The sequence below is a fragment of the Skermania piniformis genome, from assembly GCF_019285775.1.
Taxonomy (GTDB): Bacteria; Actinomycetota; Actinomycetes; order Mycobacteriales; family Mycobacteriaceae; genus Skermania; species Skermania pinensis.
Genome location: NZ_CP079105.1, coordinates 59,870 through 80,363 on the forward strand (window position 1 = coordinate 59,870; position 20,494 = coordinate 80,363).

The window sequence follows — 20,494 nt, forward strand, 5'->3', positions numbered from 1 at the left end:
GCAGGTCGCGCCGGGGCGCGGGAGTGCTGGTGAATCGTGTCACAGCAACGTCGGGAACCGGTGGAATTCAGGCCGCCTCGGCACCGCTCGGATCGCCCACTCCGGACGGTATCGGCCGAGGTGGACGGCGGTTCGCCGGCGCTGCGGTGGACGAATCTCGACCGGTCGCACCGCCGCCCGTATGCCGATGCAGTATCAGCGCAGCTAGTCGGGTGGTTCGGGGTCGTTCGGTTGGTGCAGAACCTGCTGGGCTGATTTATTCTGTGCTTTCACGCAGAGCGCTTGCGCCCGGCTGCCGCCCAGGTCGAGGACCGATCTGGCGCACGACGACGGATCCGCACAGCGCCTCCGATGACCGTCATGGGCGCCGGTTCTCCTGGGAAGCGATGCAGACGGAGGCAAGGATTGATGTATATGGAGCGGAGCCTGCGGATCGGTGATGGGCTGACGTCGGTAAATCTACCCGGGCCGACCGGTCTGTATCACCCGGCCAATGAGCACGACTCGTGCGGTGTCGCGTTCGTCGTCGACATGCACGGGCGGCGTAGTCACCGAATCGTCGAACAAGCGATCACTGCGCTGCTCAATCTCGAACACCGGGGCGCCGTCGGTGCGGAGCCGAACAGCGGTGACGGCGCGGGGTTGCTGATCCAGGTTCCGGACAAGTACTTCCGTGCGGTCGTCGACTTCGAGTTGCCGCCGGCGGGTGCCTATGCCACCGGGATCGCATTTCTGCCGCAGGCACGTCGAGACGCCGCGCGGGCCAGTTTCGGTCTGGAGAAGATCGTCCGGGAAGAAGGCCTGGAGCTGCTGGGCTGGCGCGATGTGCCGATCGACGAGTCGGCGCTGGGCGCGCTGGCCCGGGATGCGATGCCGACGTTTCGGCAGGTCTTCATCGGGTCCCCGACCGGTGCCGAGCAGCCGCTGACCGGGATGGATCTGGAGCGCCGGGTCTACGTGGTCCGGAAACGGGTCACCCACGAGCTCGGCAGCGACGGCGCGGGCGAAGGCGCCACCGGCCGGGAGAGCATCTACTTTCCGAGCCTGTCCGGACAGACCATCGTCTACAAGGGCATGCTCACCGAGCCGCAGCTGCGCGGCTTTTATCGCGATCTGCAGGACGAGCGGGTGGAGAGCGCGCTCGGGCTGGTGCACTCCCGCTTCTCCACCAACACCTTCCCGTCCTGGCCGCTCGCGCACCCGTTCCGGCGGGTCGCGCACAACGGTGAGATCAACACCGTCACCGGTAACGAGAACTGGATGCGTGCCCGCGAGGCGCTGATCGATACCGACATCTTCGGCCCGGGAAAGCTGGAGAAGATCTTCCCGGTCTGTACGCCGGGGGCCAGCGACACCGCGCGTTTCGACGAGGTGCTCGAGCTGTTGCATCTGGGCGGCCGCAGCCTGCCGCATGCGGTGCTGATGATGATTCCGGAGGCCTGGGAGCGACACGAGTCGATGGACCCGGCCCGCCGGGCGTTCTATCAGTATCACTCCTCGTTGATGGAGGCGTGGGACGGTCCGGCGTCGGTGTGCTTCACCGACGGCACCGTGATCGGGGCGGTGCTGGACCGCAACGGTCTGCGGCCGAGCCGGATCTGGGTGACCGACGACGGTCTGGTGGTGATGGCGTCCGAGGTCGGTGTGCTCGACATCGACCCGTCGAAGGTGGTGGAGAAGCGCCGGTTGCAGCCGGGCCGGATGTTCCTGGTCGACACCGCGCAGGGCCGGATCGTCGAGGGCTCCGAGATCAAGGCCGAGCTGTCGGCCGAGCATCCCTACCGACAGTGGCTGGACGAGGGGCTGGTCGAACTGGCCGATCTGCCGGACCGGCCGCACGTGCACATGTCGCACGATCGGGTGCTGATTCGGCAGCAGATCTTCGGCTACACCAACGAGGAACTGAACCTGCTGCTCGCGCCGATGGCCCGGACCGGCGCCGAGGCGATCGGTTCGATGGGTACCGACACCCCGATCGCGGTGTTGTCGGCCCGGCCGCGGCTGTTGTTCGACTACTTCTCCCAGTTGTTCGCGCAGGTCACCAACCCGCCGTTGGACGCGATCCGGGAGGAGGTGGTCACCAGCTTGCGGGTGACCATCGGTCCCGAGGCGGATCTGCTGAACCCGGGGCCCGACTCGTGCAAACAGATCGCGCTGCAGCAGCCGATCCTGGAGAACGACAGTCTGTCCAAGCTGGTGCACATCAACGACGAGGGCACCCGCGACGACCTGCGCTCGGTGGTCGTGCGTGGGCTGTACCCGGTTGCCGAGGGCGGAACGGGGCTGCGGCTCGCGTTGCGAGCGATCCAGGCCCAGGTGTCGGCGGCGATCGACGGCGGCGCACGGATCATCGTGTTGTCCGACCGCGAGTCGAACGAAAAGTTGGCTCCGATTCCGTCCCTGCTGCTCACCGCATCCGTGCATCACCACCTGGTGCGGGAACGCACCCGGACCAAGGTCGGGCTGATCGTCGAAGCCGGTGATGCCCGCGAGGTGCATCACATGGCGATGCTGGTCGGCTTCGGGGCTGCCGCGGTGAACCCGTACATGGTGTTCGAGTCGATCGAGGACCAGCTCGAGCGAGGCGGGCTCGGCATGCCGGGCAGCACCGGCGACATCCGCGCCGATTACGACCGCGCCGTGTCGAACTACGTGAAGGCGGCCGGTAAGGGTGTGTTGAAGGTGATGTCCAAGATGGGCATCTCCACCCTGGCCTCCTACTGCGGCGCGCAGTTGTTCCAGGTGGTCGGGCTGTCCCAGGAGCTGTGTGAGGAGTACTTCACCGGCCTGCGCTCGCCGTTGGGCGGGATCGGGCTGGACGAGATCGCCTCGGACGTGGCGATGCGGCACGCCTCGGCGTTTCTGGAGAACCGGCACGAGCGGGCGCATCGCGAGCTGGAGGTCGGCGGCGAGTACCAATGGCGCCGGGAGGGTGAGTACCACCTGTTCAACCCGGAGACGGTGTTCAAGCTGCAGCACGCCACCCGCACCGGCCAGTACTCGATCTTCAAGGAGTACACCAAGCTGATCGACAACCAGTCCGAGCGACTGGCGTCGCTGCGCGGGTTGTTCCGGTTCAAGACGGCCGACGAATCCGGGCGCCGACCGGTGCCGTTGGCCGAGGTGGAGCCGGCCAGCGAGATCGTCAAGCGGTTCTCCACCGGGGCGATGAGTTACGGCTCGATCTCCGCCGAGGCGCACGAGACGCTGGCGATCGCGATGAACCGGCTCGGCGGCCGGTCCAACTCGGGCGAGGGCGGCGAAAATCCGGCCCGGTTCGAGCCGGACGAGAACGGTGACTGGCGGCGGAGCGCGATCAAGCAGGTGGCCTCCGGCCGGTTCGGGGTGACCGCGCACTACCTGACCAATTGCACCGACATCCAGATCAAGATGGCGCAGGGTGCCAAGCCGGGTGAAGGTGGCCAGCTGCCGGCGCACAAGGTGTATCCGTGGGTCGCCGAGGTGCGGCATTCGACGCCGGGGGTGGGCCTCATCTCGCCGCCGCCGCACCACGACATCTATTCGATCGAGGATCTGGCGCAGCTGATCCACGACCTGAAAAATGCCAACCCGTCGGCTCGGATTCACGTGAAACTAGTCGCCGAGCCGGGAGTCGGAACGATCGCGGCCGGCGTGTCGAAAGCGCACGCCGACGTGGTGCTGATCTCCGGACACGACGGCGGCACCGGTGCCACCCCGCTGACCTCGATGAAACACGCCGGTGGTCCGTGGGAGCTGGGGCTGGCCGAGACCCAGCAGACCCTGCTGTTGAACGGCCTGCGCGACCGGATCGTGGTGCAGGTCGACGGCCAGCTCAAGACCGGGCGAGACGTGGTGGTCGCCGCGCTGCTGGGCGGCGAGGAGTTCGGCTTCGCGACTGCGCCCTTGGTGGTGTCCGGCTGCATCATGATGCGGGTGTGCCATCTCGACACCTGTCCGGTGGGCGTCGCGACGCAGAATCCGGTCCTGCGGGAGCGGTTCACCGGTAAGCCGGAGTTCGTCGAGAACTTCTTCCTGTTCATCGCCGAGGAGGTCCGCGAGCTGCTGGCACAGCTGGGCTATCGCACCCTCGACGAGGCGGTCGGTCAGGTGCAGATGCTCGACACCACTCGCGCCAAGGCGCATTGGAAGGCCAGCAAGCTGGATCTTTCGCCGATCCTCGACGTGGTCGAGACAGCGTTCATGTACCAGGATCTGCACCAGACCAAGGTGCAGGATCACGGTCTGGACCGGGCGCTGGACCAGCAGCTGATCACCGCGAGCCGGGATGCGTTGGAGCGCGGTGCGAAGGTGAAGTTCGACAGCAAGATCTCCAACGTGAACCGCACGGTCGGCACGATGCTCGGCCACGAGGTGACCAAGCTGTACGGCGGGGTCGGCCTGCCCGACGACACGATCGACATCACCTTCACCGGTTCGGCCGGCAACAGTTTCGGCGCGTTCGTCCCGGCCGGGATCACCCTGCGGGTTTTCGGTGACGCGAACGACTACGTCGGCAAGGGACTGTCCGGCGGACACGTGGTGCTCCGGCCCCCGGCGGATGCGCCGGCGGGTTTTGTCGCCGAGCGGAACATCATCGCCGGCAACGTGATCGGATTCGGCGCTACCAGCGGTCGGATTCTGATCCGGGGCGTGGTCGGCGAGCGGTTCTGCGTGCGTAACTCGGGCGCCACCGCGGTGGTGGAAGGTGTCGGTGACCACGGCTGCGAGTACATGACCGGTGGCCGAGTGGTCGTCCTCGGCCCGACCGGACGCAATTTCGGCGCCGGCATGTCCGGCGGCGTCGCGTTCGTGTACGACCCGGAGGCGACGTTCGCGACCGACCTGAACACCGAGTTGGTCGATCTGGAGCCGCTGGACGAGGCGGATCTGGACTGGCTGCACGACCTGATCGGGGCGCACCGGACCGAGACCGACTCGGCGGTGGCCGAGGCGATCCTGGACGACTGGTCGGCGCAGTCGGCGCACTTCGTCAAGGTGATGCCGCGGGACTACAAGAAGGTGCTGCTGGCTATCTCGGCAGCGGAAGAGTCCGGTCGCAATGTCGACGAGGCGATCATGGATGCCGCTCGTGCCTGAGCTGCGATACCGGTTGTGGAGCGAGGAGAAGGTGGCGGTACGTGGCTGACCCGCAAGGATTTCTGAAGCACACCAGGCGGGAAACCCCGGCCCGGCGGCCGGTTCCGCTCCGGCTGCTGGACTGGCGGGAAGTGTACGAGCCGGGTGACGACGTGGTGCTGCAGCGGCAGGCCGGTCGTTGTATGGATTGCGGCATCCCGTTCTGCCACAACGGTTGCCCGCTCGGCAACCTGATCCCGGAGTGGAACGACCTGATCTTCCGCGGGCGGTGGCGGGACGCGATCGATCGGCTGCATGCCACCAACAACTTCCCCGAGTTCACCGGGCGATTGTGTCCGGCGCCCTGCGAAGCGTCGTGCGTGCTCGGGATCAATCAGGACCCGGTCACGATCAAGCAGGTCGAGGTCGAGATCATCGACCACGCGTTCGGTGCCGGCTGGGTGCAGCCGGTGTATCCGACCCGGCTGACCGGCAAGCTGGTCGCCGTGGTCGGGTCGGGGCCGGCCGGGCTGGCCGCCGCGCAGCAGCTGACCCGGGCGGGCCACACGGTCACCGTATTCGAGCGGGCCGACCGGATCGGCGGGCTACTGCGTTACGGCATCCCCGAGTTCAAGATGGAGAAGCGGCACATCGATCGCCGGTTGGCGCAGATGGAGGCGGAAGGCACCGTCTTCAAGACCGGGGTGAACGTCGGGGTGGACCTCACCGCGAAGCAGCTACGCGATCAGTTCGACGCGATCGTGCTGGCCGGCGGGGCGACCGACGCGCGGGATCTGCTGATTCCCGGTCGCGAGCTGACCGGCATCCATCAGGCGATGGAGTTCCTGCCCTGGGCGAACCGGGTGCAGCTGGGTGACGACGTCACCGACGAGGACGGGCTGCCCCCGATCCACGCGCGGGACAAGAAGGTCGTGATCATCGGCGGTGGCGACACCGGCGCGGACTGCCTGGGCACCGCGCACCGGCAGGGGGCGGCCGCCGTGCATCAGTTCGAGATCATGCCGCGGCCGCCGGAGGAACGCGCAGCGTCCACGCCGTGGCCGACCTATCCGCTGATGTACCGCGTGTCGTCGGCCCACGAAGAAGGCGGCGAACGGGTGTTCTCGGTGAACACCGAACGTTTTGTCGGTGTGGACGGCCGGGTCACCGGGCTGGCCGCGCACGAGGTCGAGATGGTCGACGGCCGTTTCCGGAAGGTGGACGGTAGCGACTTCACGCTCGACGCCGACCTGGTGTTGCTCGCCATGGGTTTCGTCGGACCGGAGAAGCCGGGTTTGTTGGACAGTCTCGGCGTGAAGTACACCGAGCGCGGAAATGTCGCCCGGACCAGCGACTGGCAGACAACGGCGCCGGGAGTTTTCGTGGCCGGCGACATGGGCCGGGGCCAATCGTTGATCGTGTGGGCGATCGCCGAAGGCCGCGCTTGCGCGGCCGCAGTCGATGCTTTCCTGGTCGGCGACACCTGGCTGCCCGCGCCGATCGAGACCGACGCGCTGCCGCAGCGGTGACGTGCGGCTGCCCCGGCGGTGCTCAGCGGCCGAGTAGCGTGCTCGGGATGATCGTCGGCGGGAACGGTGTGCGGCACATCACACCGCACCGACACGTTCCGGGCCGAGCGAGCGGCGGAGGAAGTCGAGCTGATGCAGTAGCAGGTTCTCCGCGACCACCTCCTGCGGCGTCATGTGCGATACCCCGACCAGCGGCAGCACCTCGTGCGGCCGACCGGCGGCCAGCAGTGCGCTGGACAGTTGCAGGGTGTGTGCGGCGACGACGTTGTCGTCGGCCAGCCCGTGGATCAGCAGCAGCGGCCGGCGCAGGTCGGGCGCGAGCGGGAGCAGCGACCCGGCGTCGTACACCTCGGGCTGCGCGGCCGGATCGCCGAGATAGCGCTCGGTGTAATGGGTGTCGTAGAGCCGCCATTCGGTGACCGGGGCCCCGGCAACGGCGGCGTGGAACACGTCCGGCCGGCGCAGCACGGCGAGGGCCGCCAGGTAGCCGCCGAAACTCCAGCCCCGGATCGCCACCCGGGACAGGTCGAGCACCCCGAGTTCGTCGGCGGCCGCGTGCAGCCCGTCCACCTGGTCGTCGAGCACGGCGGTCGCGAGGTCGTGGTGCACCGCACGCTCCCAGGCAGTACCCCGGCCGGGCGTGCCGCGACCGTCGATCACCAGCACCGCGAAACCCTGATCGGCGAACCATTGCGACGCCAGGTGTGCGTTGTGTGAGCGCAGCACCCGCGGACCGTGCGGGCCGCCGTACGGATCGAGCAATACCGGCAACGGGCTGCCGTCGTGGTTCGCCGGCAGCAGCACCGCGGTAGCCAGCCGGCGTTTGCCGAAGAAGTGCAGCGTCGGGGTGGCGCGGCGGGTCGGCGCGGCGGCATGCGAGGTCAGCTCGACGCCGTCGCGGGTGGCCCATCGGGTCCCCGGTTCGGCCAGGGTGGCCGTTCCGATCACCACGGTGCCGCCGGCGGCGGCGGCCCGATGCACGCCCGGCGCCGTGGTCAACGCCGTCAGGTCGCCGTCGTGGTAGCGCCACACCTGGATATCGGTCGCGTCGTCGAGTCGATTGGCGGTGAACACGATCCCGGGCCCGTCGACGGTGGTGACCGCGCGCACCTGCAGGTCGGCCGGGGTGACCGGGGTGCCGTCGAGCAACAGCCGCCGCGCGCCGTCCCGATCCGCGCAGGTGACCAGCGCGCCGTCGGGGCGTAGCCGGGGTACCCCGGGCACCAGCTCCACCCAGTCGTCGTCGGTGTCGGTCCAGCGGGGCCGGGTTGCGCCGGTGGTCGGGTCGACGTCGAGCACCTGCAGCTGCCGTTGATCACGGGACTGGACGGTGCAGATCAGCCCGGCCGCGGACCAGGCCACGTCGGTCAGGTACTCGAACGCCGGGCGATCCCACACGACCTCGGTACGGCCGTCGGCCACGCCGACGATGTGCAGGGTCACCGCGGCGTTCGGCGTGCCCGCGGCGGGGTAGGGCCGGGTGATCGGTGCCTGCTCGGGCCGCGCCGGGTCGGCGATATGCCATCGCTGCACGTCGCTGTCGTCCACCCGGGTCACCGCGAGTCGTTCGCCGTCCGGGCTCCACCAGAAACCGCGGAACCGGCCCATCTCCTCGGCGGCGATGAACTCCGCGCCGCCCCAACCGACTTCCGGTGTGTCGTCGGCGGTGCCGGCCGGCTCATGCCAGCCGGCGGTACCGGCCGGCTCGTGCCAGCTGCCGGCGAGATCCGCGATGCGGAACCGATGGTCGCTGACGTAGCCGATGCGACGTCCGGTCGGGTCCGGTCGGGGGTCGAACACCGGCCCGGCAACCGCGAGTTCCCGGGTCGTGCCGGCGGTCAGGTCGGCGACGAACAGCCGCCCGGCCAGGGCGAAGGCGGCCAGCCCGGCTGGTGCATCGGTGGCGAACCCGGTGATCCCGCCCGCCGCTTCACGCGCCCGTTCGCGGCGGGCGCGCTCGGCCGCGGGCAGGTCGTGATCGTCCCCGGCCAGCAGCGCGGCCGGGTCGGCGACGAGCGTCTCGGTTCCGGTTGCGGCGTCGACCACCCACAGGCAGGTGACCGGATCGGTGCCGCTGCGGCTGCGCAGGAACAGGATCCGCCGCCCGTCCGGCGACACGACCACGTCGCGCGGTAGGCCGAGGGTGTAGCGCTGAGTCCGGGCCGATTCCCGCGGATAGCTCGTTTCGCTGGTCACCCGGGCAGCATGGCACGAGACGGTTCAGCAGTTGGCAAACGGACCGAGCAGGTCGCGTGGCACGAACCGGACGGGGAACGGCGTGGTCGCGGTGAAGGTTTCGGCGCCGATCGCGGTGGCGACCTCGTGGTATTCGCCGTCGGCCGAGCGGTACGCGGTGAGTCGGGGTCCGGCGGGTTCGATGATCCAGTAGTGGGCGACGCCCATGCGGGCGTACGCGGCCTTCTTGGTGTTGCGGTCGATCAGTGCGGTGCTGGGCGAGGCCACTTCGACGACGAGTACCGGGGCGGCGGGCAGGTCGGTGGCGGTGAAGTCGGCGAGGCGGCCGATCAGCAGGTCGGGCTGGAGTTCGGTGTTCTCCCCGACATGGACCGCATACGGCGCGCCGAGTACCGCGAGTTCGGCCGGGCAGGCGGCCTCGAGGACGCCGTACAGCCGGTAGGTGATCGCTTGGTGCCGGGTTCCGGGTGCCGGGCTCACGATCAGCACCCCGTCCAGCAGCTCGTACCGGCGGCCGTCATCGGGCAGCTCCGCCAGATCCGCGACAGTGATCGGCCCCGAGCCGGATATCAGCGAGTTGTCCGCGGTCACCCTCGTCATGGTCCTCCCTTTCCCTGCGCATCACCAGTGTGTGCATGCGCAGAGCACAGCACGGACCACCGACAGCCGAACATCACCGGCGGTTGCTGGTGCGCGGAACCGGGTCGAGATCGCGATGTGGGCCTACGACACCGGCCGGATGGGACACTAATCTGGAGTGGGTTTATGACGGTTCGTCCGGTTCGAGCGGACACCCCGACAGCGAAGGACGGCGATGGCGGGCGGACTGGCAGCACTGTTGGACGACATCGCGGCGATCGCCAAGGTGGCCGCAGCGTCGGTCGACGACGTCGGTGCGGCCGCCGGTCGGGCCAGCGTCAAGGCGGCGGGCGTCGTCGTCGACGACACCGCGGTCACCCCGCGTTACGTCACCGGCTTCACCCCGCAGCGCGAACTGCCGATCATTCGGAAGATCGCGATCGGTTCACTCCGCAACAAACTGCTGATCATCCTGCCGATCGCGATGGTGCTCAGCCAGTTCCTGCCGTGGCTGCTCACCCCGATCCTGATGCTCGGCGGCACCTACCTGTGCTTCGAAGGTGCGGAAAAGATCTGGGAAAAGGTCAGCGGTCATGACCCGGCCGCCGCCGGTCCGGTTGCGGAGCAAGGCGCCGACCACGAGAAGTCCATGGTGGCCGGCGCGATCCGCACCGACCTGATTCTCTCGGCCGAGATCATGGTGATCGCGCTCAACGAGGTGAGCGATCAGCCGTTCCTGTCCCGGCTGATCATCATGATCGTCGTCGCGATCGCGATCACCGTGATGGTGTACGGCGTGGTCGCGATCATCGTGAAGATGGACGATGTCGGGTTGCACCTGGCCACCACCCGGACCGGCGGAGTGGCCGGTCTGGGACGTGGGTTGGTCAAGGCGATGCCGGTGGTGTTGTCGGTGCTGTCCACGGTCGGAATCGTCGCCATGCTCTGGGTGGGCGGGCACATCCTGCTGGTCGGCGTGGACGATCTGGGCTGGCACTGGCTCTACGAGCAGGTGCATCACGCCGAGCACGCGGTGTCCGGCTGGCTCCCGGCGATCGGCGGTTTCCTGGGCTGGCTGACCAATACCGCGATCTCGGCGGTGATCGGCCTGGCCGTCGGGGCCGTGGTGGTCGCGATCATGCACGTGATTCCACGGCGGAAGAAGGCCGCCGCGCACTGATCGAAGTGTGCTGGATTCTGCCCGCTGAGCGGGCAAAATCCAGCACTTGCCGAGGCGCGCTCGGCGCTGCGATGAGTTACAGGCCCAGGACGGTGACGGCGTTGCGGACGATCGCCTCCCGGGCGGCAACGTGATAGCAGGTGTGGTCGCCCATGTCGTAGGTGTCCATCCGGATCGGGCGGCTGGCCCGGCGTAATACTTCGGGTCCATCGTTGTAGTGCCGGAACATGTCCAGGTCGACCGGGCCGAACACCAGGCGGGTGTCGACCGACCGGTCGGCCAGCCGGCGCAGGAACACGTCCGGAAGCTGGATCATCGGGACTTGTGCGACCTGGCTCCACCACGGTCGCGGCACGAACATATGGATATAGCGGGCCGAACGGAAGCCGGCCGAGGTGAGTTTGCGCCGGGTCTGCCGGGCCAGCGTGTCCTGCTCGCCGATCCCGCTGCTGTCGGTCTCCCGGAAGCCGAAGTCCTCCGCGCGGTACTCCTTCATCGGGTCGAGCCGCCACATCTGTGCGTTGACCAGCAACGCGGTGGTCTCGGCGGTCGGGTTGAGCCGCTTGCCGGCCAGCGCGCCGTGCGCCGCGGCCCAGGCTCCGGCGCAGATACCGGTGTGCACGATCGCCGCGTTCGGCGGCAGCTCGATCGACTGGGGCACGGCGACGCTGCCGCGCCGGTACGTGTCGTCGTAGATCATCAGGGCGCCGTCGCTCAGCCGGGCCCGGCCGGATTCGCCGACGGTCGGTCGGTCGTAGCGCAAGCCCCTGCCACCGCGCTCGGCCACCTGTGATACCACCTCGTACCACAGCCGGGACGGTCCGGTCCGCGGATACTGGCCGAGCGAATGCGAGATCACCACCTGCATGGCCGACTCGTGGGTGCCTTCGATCGCGGTGTCCCAGACCATGATCGGCCCGTCCGGGGTGTCCAGATCGTGGACCCGGGTGACGATCGGGCGCCCGTCCCGGGCCTGGCCCACCACGGCGTGGGTATGCGGGACGAACTCCACCTGCGCCGTCGGCCAGGCTTCGGCGCGCTGATCGATCCAGCTCGCGATCCGGTCGAACTCGTCGGTCGGGAAGTGCAGGAACGACGGGTGGCTCGGTTCCAGGAACCGGGTCTGGTCGGCGATCTCGATCAGCTGCACCCCGCGGTCGGCCATCGCCTTGGCGAATCGGCTGGTCTGATCGCTGTCCCGAAGTGCGGTTAACACATTCTCCGGCCGCAGCGCCGATCCGACGCCGGCCGGCAGCGACAGCTTGGCGAACGCCGCGGCCGCGGCGGGATGCAGTGTCTGACCGGCGGTGTACACGAGGTCGCTCGGTGGAGGTTGCGACCCGTCGATGGTGACGGTGACGACGGTCAGCAGGGCGGTCTTGACCCGCAGGAACCGGCGACCTTTCTCCACCGGATCCCAGATCACCAGGGCATCGACCGCGTCGGCCACCGGCGTATGCGAGAGCAGCAAGGCGCCGACCCGGTGGCCGACCGCGATCAGCTGCGGGACGCCGATGGAACGCAGCCAGTCGGCCGCCTCCTCGATGCTGGCCAGCCAGTTGTCCACGGCTTCGGGCACGCTCTGGTCGCCGGCCGACTCGCCGGTGTTGGCATAGTCGAATCGCAACACCGCGAACCCCTGCGCCGCCAACTGCTCGGCGAACAACTTCAGGCCGCGGGTGGTTTCGGCGTGTTCCTTCCCTACCGAGGGACAGATCAGTACCCCGGCCCGGACCTCGCGGTCCGCCGGAACGGACAGCACCCCGAACAGGGGTGCCGACCGTCGGCCGAAATAGGTGGCGATGCTGTCGACCGCCCGCATCGGAACTGCTCTCATAGGCCGAGCGTCGCGCGGATCGCGGTGGGCCAGCCACCGGTGCCGATGCCGTGCGTCCGCAGCAGCGCCAGCGCGATCCGCTCCATCCCGAAACCGACGCAGGCGCTGTGTGCCACGGCGCCGTCCGCGGTGTGGATGCCGAAGTTCTCGCCGAAGTGGTCCTGGTGACAGTTCGACGACACCACCGCGGTGCCGTCGTCCAGGTCGCCGTAGAGCCGGACCACCAGCTCGGTCTTCAGGTTCTCGTCCCGTTGGTTGACCGCCAGGATCCGCCCCGCCCGGCCGAAGAACGGGTCGTTGGCCGGCACGTCGGTCGCCGCCAGCTGCAGGTCGGCCAGCACCTGCAAGCCACGCGGCACCCAGGCGTCGCGATGCGCCGCGGCTGCCTCGGGCCGGCCGACGAAGACGAACTCGTGCATCCGGAACGCCTGCATCCGGGCGGGGTCGATTGCCGGCTCGTGCCGGAAGCAGTAGCCGTAGACATCGCGCAGCACACCGGTGTCGGGCACGGTACCGGTCAGCGAGGCGTAGGTCGGGTGACAGGCGGCCGAGACCAGCATCGTCCCGGCGGCGGCGAGATGACCGTCCCAGGGCAGGCCGGCCGCACGATCGGTGAGCAGCGCCCGGTGGGCCGGGTTGTCGCCGGTGAAGGTGGAGATCGCTCCGGTCAGGTTGGGGAACGAGGCGATGTAGTCGGTCTTCTCGAACGACTCCCGCGGATAGACCGGGGGGAACCGCACGACCTGGGCGTCGGTGCCGTGTGCCGTGGCACCGGCCCGGCGCACGGCATGGTCGATGCCGTCGATGATCGCCTCGAAGGCACCGGCCCGGCCGTACAGACCGTCGATGCCGGTGGGGATGAGCAGTCCGGCTTCGACCAGCTCGTCCCGGAACTCGCGGCGGGCCTGCTGGAGCGGAGTTTCGGTGATCGGGGCTTCGGTAATCACGGTCACAGCTGTTACCCCTGTCCTCGGTGGGCGAGTACTAGCTTTGCGTTGTTTACCCGAATTCGGTCGTTCGACACCATCACCTGCGGTCCGTAGGAGTCCCGCAGCAGCCGGCCCATCGAGGCCGGGTGATCCTCCCGGTAACCGTTGATGCCGCACAGTGCCAGGGCGCCGACGACCACGTCGACCACCGCCAGCGAGGCGCTGAGCTTGAGATTGTTCATCGCCAGCGCGAAGCCGATGGTCGGCTCCGGTTCGCCGGTGGCCAGAAACTCTTCGTAGCGTTGAATCTCTTGCGCGACACTGGACTCGAAGGTCTGGTGAATGACCAGCAGGTCGGCCAGCTTGGCCATCTGCGGGGTCACCACCCCGGCCGCATGCCGGGCGCCGGACCGCACATGCGTCCGTGCCTTGCTCACCGCGGCGTCGGCGATGCCGAGCCAGACCGACGCCCACAGCGTGTGCGAGGTGGGCAGCATGGTGTGCGCCGAGATCGTCGAGTACGGCACCGGCAGCACGTTGCGGGCCGCGGTGTGGGTCTGCAACATGAATCCGGGACTGCAGGTGCCACGGAAGCCGAGGGTGTCCCACTCCGATGTCTGCTCCAGCGTCGTGTCGCCCTTCGGGCACACCACCAGCACCTGGTCGCTCGCCGGGCTGTCGACGTCGCGGCGCGCGGTCGCGCAGATGTAGTCCGCGTAGGTCGCGTAGGAGATGATCGGCGCGTTCTTGGCCAGGGTGACCGTGTCGCCGTCGCGGGCAACCGCGCAGGTGGACGACCCGGTGTCGCCGCCGGTGGTGATCTCGGTTGTGGCCGAGGCGAGAAGGGCTTCCTCCCGGGCGATCTCCCGGGTCAGTTCGGCGATCGGCCCGTCGGCGGCATGGAAGCGCAGCGACAACGCCTGGGTGTGGTGCATCGCGTACACCATCGCCGCCGAGCTGCAGGCCCGGCCGAGTTTGCGCGCCACCGCGGCGAGCTCGGTGATCGACGCGGACCGGCCGCCGAGCTCGGCGGGCAGCGAGGCCGACAGCAGCCCGTCCGCTCGCATCGCCTCGACCGCCTCCTTCGGGAAGCGGGCTTTCCGGTCGACCTCGGCAGCGAATTCCGCTGCTCGACGCACTGATTCGCCGGAATCCAACCCCGTGGCCGGAACGCCTACATCCAATGTCGGAGAACTCACTCGGTGGCTCCTGTCGGTTCAACGCGCGCTGAGTCGGGCGGGACAAGTGACCGTGGTGCAGGAAGACGCGATCATACGTGCGATCGCGTTGATGCGCCGATTACTGTATCTTGATCGGCACAGCGCGGCAATGCGCCCGCACGCTGGGATTCGCCCGCAGTAACCGACTACGAGTACGCTCGGCCGGCCGTCGACGACGATGCCGCTGGTCGGTGCCGCCCGTCGAGGTGCTCAGCCAATCGTCCCTCCGTGAACCGACAAGGACACCGAAGCCGCCCATGGACAAGCAAATTCGGGACATCTTGACCGCGCACGGCAAGCTTGCCGTCGATGTCGCGACCCTCGCCGCCGACGACGACCTCTTCGCCGCCGGGCTGACTTCGCATGCCAGCGTCAACGTGATGCTCGCCTGCGAAGACGAGTTCGACATCGAATTCCCCGACGAGGCCTTGAAAAAGGCTACCTTCGCCTCGATCGCCAGCCTCGCCGGCGTCGTTTCCGGCCTCCTCGACGAGGCGGCCTGAGCCGGTTCGCCGACCGGTGGGTGAGCTCGTGACGCTCGCCGGCTCGGCCGACACCCTCAGTCCGGCCGTCGATCCGGTCGACTACCGGCCGGCTGCGGCACACGCCGAGGATCGGATCTGGCGGGAGACGAACTGCTATCTGGATCTGTGGATCGAGCTGCTGAACGTGCTCGGGCACGACCCGGCGCCGGCCTGCGCGGCCGCGCTGTCGGCCGACCACGACGGCGAGCAGTGGACCTTCCTCAAACCGGACCCGGCCGAGCTGCGTGACATCTACGGGCTGGCGGTCGCCGAGGTGACGTTGTGGCGGCCGGTGTGCGAGACGCTGGAGAGTGGGTTCCGGCGCGGGTTACTGCACACCGTCGAGGTGGACAGCTGGTGGTTACCCGACACCGAGGGCACCGACTACCGGGCCGGTCATGTCAAGACGACGATCGTGCCGCTGCAGCTGGACCGTTCGGCGACCCGGATGACCTACATCCACAACGCCGGGGTGTTCGAGCTGTCCGGCGACGATTTCGCCGGCGTCTTCGGGCTGTCGGCGGAGCCGGCGTGGGTGCCGGCGCCCTACGTGGAGCAGATTCGGCGGGTCCGGCCGGACGGTCCGGTCGATCCGGCGGTGGTCCGGGCGATCTGCCGGGCCCAGCTGGACCGGCGGCCGGCGGGAAATCCGATGGCGGCGTTCGCCGACAGCGTTGTCGACGCCACGACCTGGCTGGCCGACGCCGGCATCGCGACCTTCCACCTCTGGGCGTTCGCGACCCTGCGGCAGGCGGGCTCGTGCGCCGAGGTCGCCGCCGATCTGGCCGGCTATCTGTGGCGCACCGGCGTTCCGGCCGCAGCAGCCGCGGTGGACCCGTTTCGGGCCGTCGCCGCCGGAGCCAAGACGGTGCAGTTCAAGATGGCCCGGGCGGCGCGCGGTCGCGCGGTCGACGTGACCGGGCCGCTCGCCGCGATGAGTACGGCGTGGGAGCAGGCGCTCGACATCCTCGATCGCGCGTTGCCCCCTGCATGACCGCGGTCCCGGTGGTTCCGGTCGGGTGGACCGTGGTGCAGACCGGGCCGGACGAGTTCGGTACGCCGGACGAGCTCGAGGCGGCCTGGTCGGCCGGGATCGTCGTGCCCGGTCCGGCGTCGACCGTGGCAGCCATGCTGGCCGGCGCGCACGAGCCGGTGCCGACCGATGTCGACGCCTACGACTGGTGGCTGCGCACGACGCTGGACCTGCCCGCGCCGGCCCGGCTGGAGTTCGCCGGGCTGACCGTGCCCGCGACGGTGTTCGTCGACCGGGCGCCGGTGGCCGCTGCGGAGTCGATGTTCCTGCCGCTCACGGTTGCGGTGCCGGCCGGCCGCACCGAGGTGTGCCTGCGGTTCGGTTCCCTGCACCGGTGGTTGCGCACCCGGCGACCGCGCGGTCGCTGGCGCGCGACACTCGTCACGGCGCAAGGGTTGCGCTGGTCGCGGAGCACGCTGTTGGGCCGCGCGCCGGCCTACGGTGGTGGCCGGATTCCGGCCCCGGTGGGTGCCTGGCGGCCGATGCTGCTGCGCTCGGCGGCGATCGCGGGACTGCGGCTCGAACCGGACCCGGCCACCGGTGCGGTCCGGGTGGCGGGCCGCCTGGTCGCGGCGACCGGTCCGATCCGGCTGCAGCTGCGCGACGGCACCGACACCGTGCTCGTCGACCGCGAAATACCGGTGCCGGAATCGTTTTTCGCCGAAACGGTGCAGGTACCGCAGCCGCAGCTGTGGTATCCGAACGGATATGGTCGCCAGGTTTGCTACCGATTGGTGCTGCGCGTCGGCGACCAGGTGCTCGCCGACCGGATCTTCGGCTTCCGCACGATCGTCGCCGACCGCGCGAACGGCGGATTCGGGCTGGCGGTCAACGGGGTGCCGGTGTTCGCGCGTGGGGTGGCCTGGTTTCCGCCCGATCCGGTGGCGCTGACCGCCGAACCGGAGCTGCTGCGCGCCCGGCTGGCCGCGTTCGCCGCCGCTGGCGCGACCATGGTCCGCTGCGTCGGCGGGTTGGTCTACGAGCAGCCCGAGTTCTATCGGTACTGCGCCGAGCTCGGCCTCCTGGTCTGGCAGGACGCCATGCAAGCCACGTTCGACCCGCCGGCGGAGATCGGTGAGCTGATCTGTCGGGAGCTGCAGCAGCTGCTCGACGAGCTGTCCGGGAACCCGGCGCTCGCGGTGGTCAGTGGCGGCAGCGAGACCGAGCAGCAGCCCGAGCTGCTCGGCGTGCCGGCGTCGGGTCGGCAGCTGCCGTTGCTCACCGAACAGCTCCCGGCGCTGATCGCCACGCACGCCGACGTGCCCTATGTGACGTCCAGTCCGTCGTCGCCGGGCGGGCAGCTCGCCGTTCGGCCCGACGTTGGGGTATCACACTGGTTCGGCGTGGGCGGCTATCTGCGCCCGACCGCCGACGTGCAGGTCGCCGGCGTTCGATTCGCGGCCGAGGCGCTGGCGTTCGCGATTCCGCCCGAGCCGGCGGCTGTGGAGCGACATTTCGGTACCGCCGCCAAGGCCGGGCATCATCCGGACTGGAAGGCGGGGGTACCCCGGGACCGCACTGCCGCCTGGGATTTCGAAGATGTGCGGGACCACTATGTGCGGGAGATCTTCGGAATCGAGCCGGCCGCGGTCCGCCGGATCGACCCGCACCGATATCTGCAACTGGGCCGGCTCGCGGTAGCCGAGGCGATGGCCGCCTGCTTCGCGTTCTGGCGGCGGCCGGACTCCGGCTGTCGGGGCGGACTGGTGCTCGGCTCCGCCGACCTGGCCCCGGGACCGGGCTGGGGTCTGCTGGACAGCGACGGCGCGGCCAAGCTCCCCTTGGCCGTGCTGTCGCGGCGGTGGGCCCCGATCGGCCTGACGGTCACCGACGCCGGGCTGGCCGGGCTCCGGATCGACCTGCACAACGACACCCCGGACCCGGTGCTCGGCACGCTCGTCCTGCGCGCTACCGACGCGCACGGGCACCCGGTTGCCGACGGGGAACTCGACGTGATCGTTGCCGCGCACTCGTCGCGGAGTTGGCACGACAGCGACCTGACCGGCGGGTTCGCCGACCTCACGCACGCCTACCGGTTCGGCCCACCGCTGGCGACCGGCGTCGTGGTCGTGCTCCACGGGCCGGACGGTGCGGGGCCGGCGCGGGATGCCCGGGTGTTGGCACCGGTCGCAGCGCCGGTCGCGGCCGGGCTGACGGCGACCGCCGCCCGGGTCGGGCAGACCTGGTACGTCACCGTGACGGCGGCCGCTGCAGTGCGGTACGTCGGGATCGATGCGCCGGGGTGGACGGCCGCGGACAACTGGTTCGACCTGCCCGCCGGCGCGCCGTATCGGGTCGAGTTACGGCCGGACCCGGGTGCCGATCCGGCGGCTGCGCCGCGTGGCCGGGTGGAGTCGATCGATGCCCTCGATCCGGCGCTGCTCACCGCCGTATCGGACACTGCTGTATCGGACACCGCAGATGTCGGATGAATTGGGTATGCCGGTGCGCCGAGCGCGTGCGGTCGGTTGCGACCTGGTCGCGCTGACCGAGGTCGCCGACGCGCTGGCCGCGTTCGGCGATCGGTACCTGACCCGGATCTTCACCGATCGGGAGATCGCCGCCTGCACCGGCGTCGATCGGGTCGCGCGGCTCGCTGCGCGCTTCGCGGCGAAGGAGTCGGTGATCAAGGCCTTGCAGATCGTCGACGACGCCACCCCGCTGCGCGAGATCGAAGTGGTTTCCGACGCTCCGGTACCCCGGCTGGAGCTGCACGGGACCATACGCGCTCGCGCGGCCGAACGCGGCTACACCGAGTTCGGTGTGTCGCTCTCGCACACCGACTGCCACGCCATGGCGGTGGTGGTCGCCGAGTAGCCGGCACCTCGTGTCGGTGCTGCCGGATACGGTGTTCTCCGTTATCCGGTAGGGCCGAGGGGAGCATTAACGCACTTCGAGCCGGACCGCGACCGGCTGCTGTGCTGTGGCGACTGCACCTGCGGGTTTCTGGCCTACGTTCGGGCGCGGCTGGACGACGCCGGTCCGGACTACTGCCATCTGGACGGTGCCACCCGCAACCGGGCCGCGGAGGTGCAGCGGCCTGACCGAGGCCGACTACTGCTTTCTGCTCGATCCGTGGTGGAATCCGGCCGCCGAGGCACAGGCCGTGGACCGCACCCCCCGGATCGGCCAGACCCGCAACGTGGTGGTGTACCGGGTGATCGCCAAGGACACGATCGAGGAGAAGGTGCTGGCGCTGGCCGGCCGCAAAGCCGAGTTGTTCGACGGGGTGATGAACGCCGGAAATACCTTCGGCTCGGCGCTGGACGCGGACGACATCCGCGCGCTCGTCTCCTGATCGAGACCTGGTGGCCGAGTTCGCGACAAGGTAACTCCGCAGGTGAACCGGACATGGCAACGACACACCGCGCCGCGGTAACGTTTCGCCATCCCGCGTACATCTATCGGATACCCATGCGTGATCTCATTCCTCGAAAGACCGCGCCCCGGCGGGCGCGAGAAGCTGGAGCGAATCGACATGCGAGCAAAATGGCTACGTTCGGCTATCGGCCTACGTTCGGTCATCGGGACCGTGACTGTGGTGACCGCCGCAGCGGCCGGTGTGATCGGCATCGGGGTGGGTCCGGCACAGGCCGATCCCGGCTGTCCGGCGTTCTATGTCGCCGCGATCCCCGGCACCTGGGACACCTCGGAAGCCCTCGGCCGCTCCGGTCTGCTGGCGCCGGCGGTGAACGGACTGCCGTCGAGTATCCGGACCGAGTTCGTCCCGTACGCCGCAACCGCGTTCCCCTGGGAAACCGACGTGTACGCCAAGTCCAAGCAGGAGGCGGTCGACCACGCGCGGGCGATGATCGGCGCGGTGGCCCAGCAGTGCCCGGAGACCCGGATCGGCTTGATCGGCTACAGCCAGGGCGCCGACGCGGCCGGTGACCTGGCCGCGGAGATCGGCACCGGACTGGGGGTGGTGGCGCCGGCCCGGCTGGTCGCGGTCGGGCTGATCTCCGACCCGCGCCGGTCGGCCGGTGACACGCTGATCGGACCGCAGGTCGGGGGGCAGGGCGCGAGTGGCCCGCGGCCGGGTGGTTTCGGCTTCGTGACGCCGGCTCTCCGGACGTTCTGCGCATCGGGCGATCTCTACTGCTCCACGGCCGACGACGACTTCGTCACCCGGTTCGCCGGGTTCGTCGCGCAGTCGTCGGACCTGAACCCGGCCAACGCCGGTCGATATCAGCAGGAGGCAGGGGTGATCGTGCGGGACCTGGTCCATGCGGGCGGTGTACCGCAGCTGCAGAGCCAGCTCACCGACCAGGCGAACGAAGAGCGCGCCGAGAAACTGGCGGCGTTCTACCGATCCGGGGTACATGCCGACTACGACTATGCGACAGCGTGGCTGCACAGTTGGTTGAGTGGGTTGTCGTGACCGCCGCGCTATATTGACGAATGTGGCG

General features: G+C 69.2%; 13 protein-coding genes and 1 pseudogene. 9 read left to right on the forward strand and 5 right to left on the reverse strand.

The features are described from left to right. Positions 1 to 414: 414 nt before the first annotated feature. Positions 415 to 5,079: a glutamate synthase large subunit gene (gene gltB / locus KV203_RS00285; protein ID WP_066472097.1), complete on the forward strand. Its 4,665-nt coding sequence runs from the start codon at positions 415 to 417 to the stop codon at positions 5,077 to 5,079. Between the two features lie 41 nt (positions 5,080 to 5,120). Beyond that, positions 5,121 to 6,587, forward strand: a complete 1,467-nt coding sequence (locus KV203_RS00290; RefSeq protein ID WP_066472094.1) for a glutamate synthase subunit beta — start codon at positions 5,121 to 5,123, stop codon at positions 6,585 to 6,587. A 78-nt stretch (positions 6,588 to 6,665) separates the two neighbouring features. On the opposite strand, the gene KV203_RS00295 is transcribed toward KV203_RS00290, so the two are convergent. Then, positions 6,666 to 8,783: a S9 family peptidase gene (locus KV203_RS00295; RefSeq protein WP_066472090.1), complete on the reverse strand. Its 2,118-nt coding sequence runs from the start codon at positions 8,781 to 8,783 to the stop codon at positions 6,666 to 6,668. 24 nt (positions 8,784 to 8,807) lie between these two features. Continuing rightward, entirely contained in the window at positions 8,808 to 9,383 is a 576-nt protein-coding gene (locus KV203_RS00300; protein ID WP_066472088.1) for a Uma2 family endonuclease, read from the reverse strand. A 214-nt stretch (positions 9,384 to 9,597) separates the two neighbouring features. On the opposite strand from KV203_RS00300, the gene KV203_RS00305 reads away from it, so the two are divergent. Next, positions 9,598 to 10,542: a DUF808 domain-containing protein gene (locus KV203_RS00305; protein WP_066472080.1), complete on the forward strand. Its 945-nt coding sequence runs from the start codon at positions 9,598 to 9,600 to the stop codon at positions 10,540 to 10,542. A gap of 76 nt (positions 10,543 to 10,618) precedes the next feature. Here KV203_RS00305 and KV203_RS00310 read toward each other — a convergent pair whose 3' ends face one another. From KV203_RS00310 to KV203_RS00320, 3 genes are read right to left on the reverse strand one after another with little or no spacing between them, the layout of a single operon-like run. Next, complete coding sequence (locus KV203_RS00310) at positions 10,619 to 12,379, reverse strand: alpha/beta hydrolase family protein (protein ID WP_157079856.1); 1,761 nt, start codon at positions 12,377 to 12,379, stop codon at positions 10,619 to 10,621. Beyond that, complete coding sequence (locus KV203_RS00315; protein ID WP_373279236.1) at positions 12,376 to 13,332, reverse strand: amino acid--[acyl-carrier-protein] ligase; 957 nt, start codon at positions 13,330 to 13,332, stop codon at positions 12,376 to 12,378. Before KV203_RS00315 ends, KV203_RS00310 begins: the two co-directional genes overlap by 4 nt. A 5-nt stretch (positions 13,333 to 13,337) precedes the next feature. Next, positions 13,338 to 14,507 carry an acyl-CoA dehydrogenase family protein gene (locus tag KV203_RS00320; protein ID WP_246600366.1) on the reverse strand — a complete coding sequence of 390 codons (1,170 nt, stop codon included), beginning with the start codon at positions 14,505 to 14,507 and terminating at the stop codon, positions 13,338 to 13,340. Between the two features lie 278 nt (positions 14,508 to 14,785). Here KV203_RS00320 and KV203_RS00325 point away from each other — a divergent pair, with 278 nt between their 5' ends. The 6 genes and pseudogenes from KV203_RS00325 (at position 14,786) to KV203_RS00350 (ending at position 20,466) form a co-directional block, all read left to right on the forward strand. Then, on the forward strand, positions 14,786 to 15,031 hold the full coding sequence (locus KV203_RS00325; RefSeq protein WP_066472071.1) for an acyl carrier protein: 246 nt from the start codon (positions 14,786 to 14,788) through the stop codon (positions 15,029 to 15,031). A gap of 16 nt (positions 15,032 to 15,047) precedes the next feature. Next, complete coding sequence (locus tag KV203_RS00330) at positions 15,048 to 16,046, forward strand: DUF1839 family protein (RefSeq protein WP_066472068.1); 999 nt, start codon at positions 15,048 to 15,050, stop codon at positions 16,044 to 16,046. Beyond that, complete coding sequence (locus tag KV203_RS00335; protein ID WP_066472066.1) at positions 16,043 to 18,517, forward strand: glycoside hydrolase family 2 protein; 2,475 nt, start codon at positions 16,043 to 16,045, stop codon at positions 18,515 to 18,517. Before KV203_RS00330 ends, KV203_RS00335 begins: the two co-directional genes overlap by 4 nt. Further along, positions 18,507 to 18,902, forward strand: a complete 396-nt coding sequence (locus KV203_RS00340; RefSeq protein ID WP_246600368.1) for a holo-ACP synthase — start codon at positions 18,507 to 18,509, stop codon at positions 18,900 to 18,902. Before KV203_RS00335 ends, KV203_RS00340 begins: the two co-directional genes overlap by 11 nt. A 220-nt stretch (positions 18,903 to 19,122) precedes the next feature. Then, positions 19,123 to 19,383 (forward strand): annotated as a pseudogene (locus tag KV203_RS00345) (hypothetical protein); the annotation flags it as partial. A gap of 180 nt (positions 19,384 to 19,563) precedes the next feature. Continuing rightward, positions 19,564 to 20,466: a cutinase family protein gene (locus KV203_RS00350; RefSeq protein ID WP_066472062.1), complete on the forward strand. Its 903-nt coding sequence runs from the start codon at positions 19,564 to 19,566 to the stop codon at positions 20,464 to 20,466. Positions 20,467 to 20,494 lie beyond the last annotated feature (28 nt).

Bases quoted from the DNA above. Each gene is read 5' to 3' on its own strand.
- KV203_RS00300 (WP_066472088.1), bottom strand. From the start codon at position 9,383: ATGACGAGGGTGACCGCGGACAACTCGCTGATATCCGGCTCGGGGCCG.
- KV203_RS00340 (WP_246600368.1), top strand. From the start codon at position 18,507: ATGTCGGATGAATTGGGTATGCCGGTGCGCCGAGCGCGTGCGGTCGGT.
- KV203_RS00310 (WP_157079856.1), bottom strand. From the start codon at position 12,379: ATGAGAGCAGTTCCGATGCGGGCGGTCGACAGCATCGCCACCTATTTC.
- KV203_RS00325 (WP_066472071.1), top strand. From the start codon at position 14,786: ATGGACAAGCAAATTCGGGACATCTTGACCGCGCACGGCAAGCTTGCC.
- KV203_RS00350 (WP_066472062.1), top strand. From the start codon at position 19,564: ATGCGAGCAAAATGGCTACGTTCGGCTATCGGCCTACGTTCGGTCATC.
- KV203_RS00335 (WP_066472066.1), top strand. From the start codon at position 16,043: ATGACCGCGGTCCCGGTGGTTCCGGTCGGGTGGACCGTGGTGCAGACC.
- gltB (WP_066472097.1), top strand. From the start codon at position 415: ATGGAGCGGAGCCTGCGGATCGGTGATGGGCTGACGTCGGTAAATCTA.
- KV203_RS00305 (WP_066472080.1), top strand. From the start codon at position 9,598: ATGGCGGGCGGACTGGCAGCACTGTTGGACGACATCGCGGCGATCGCC.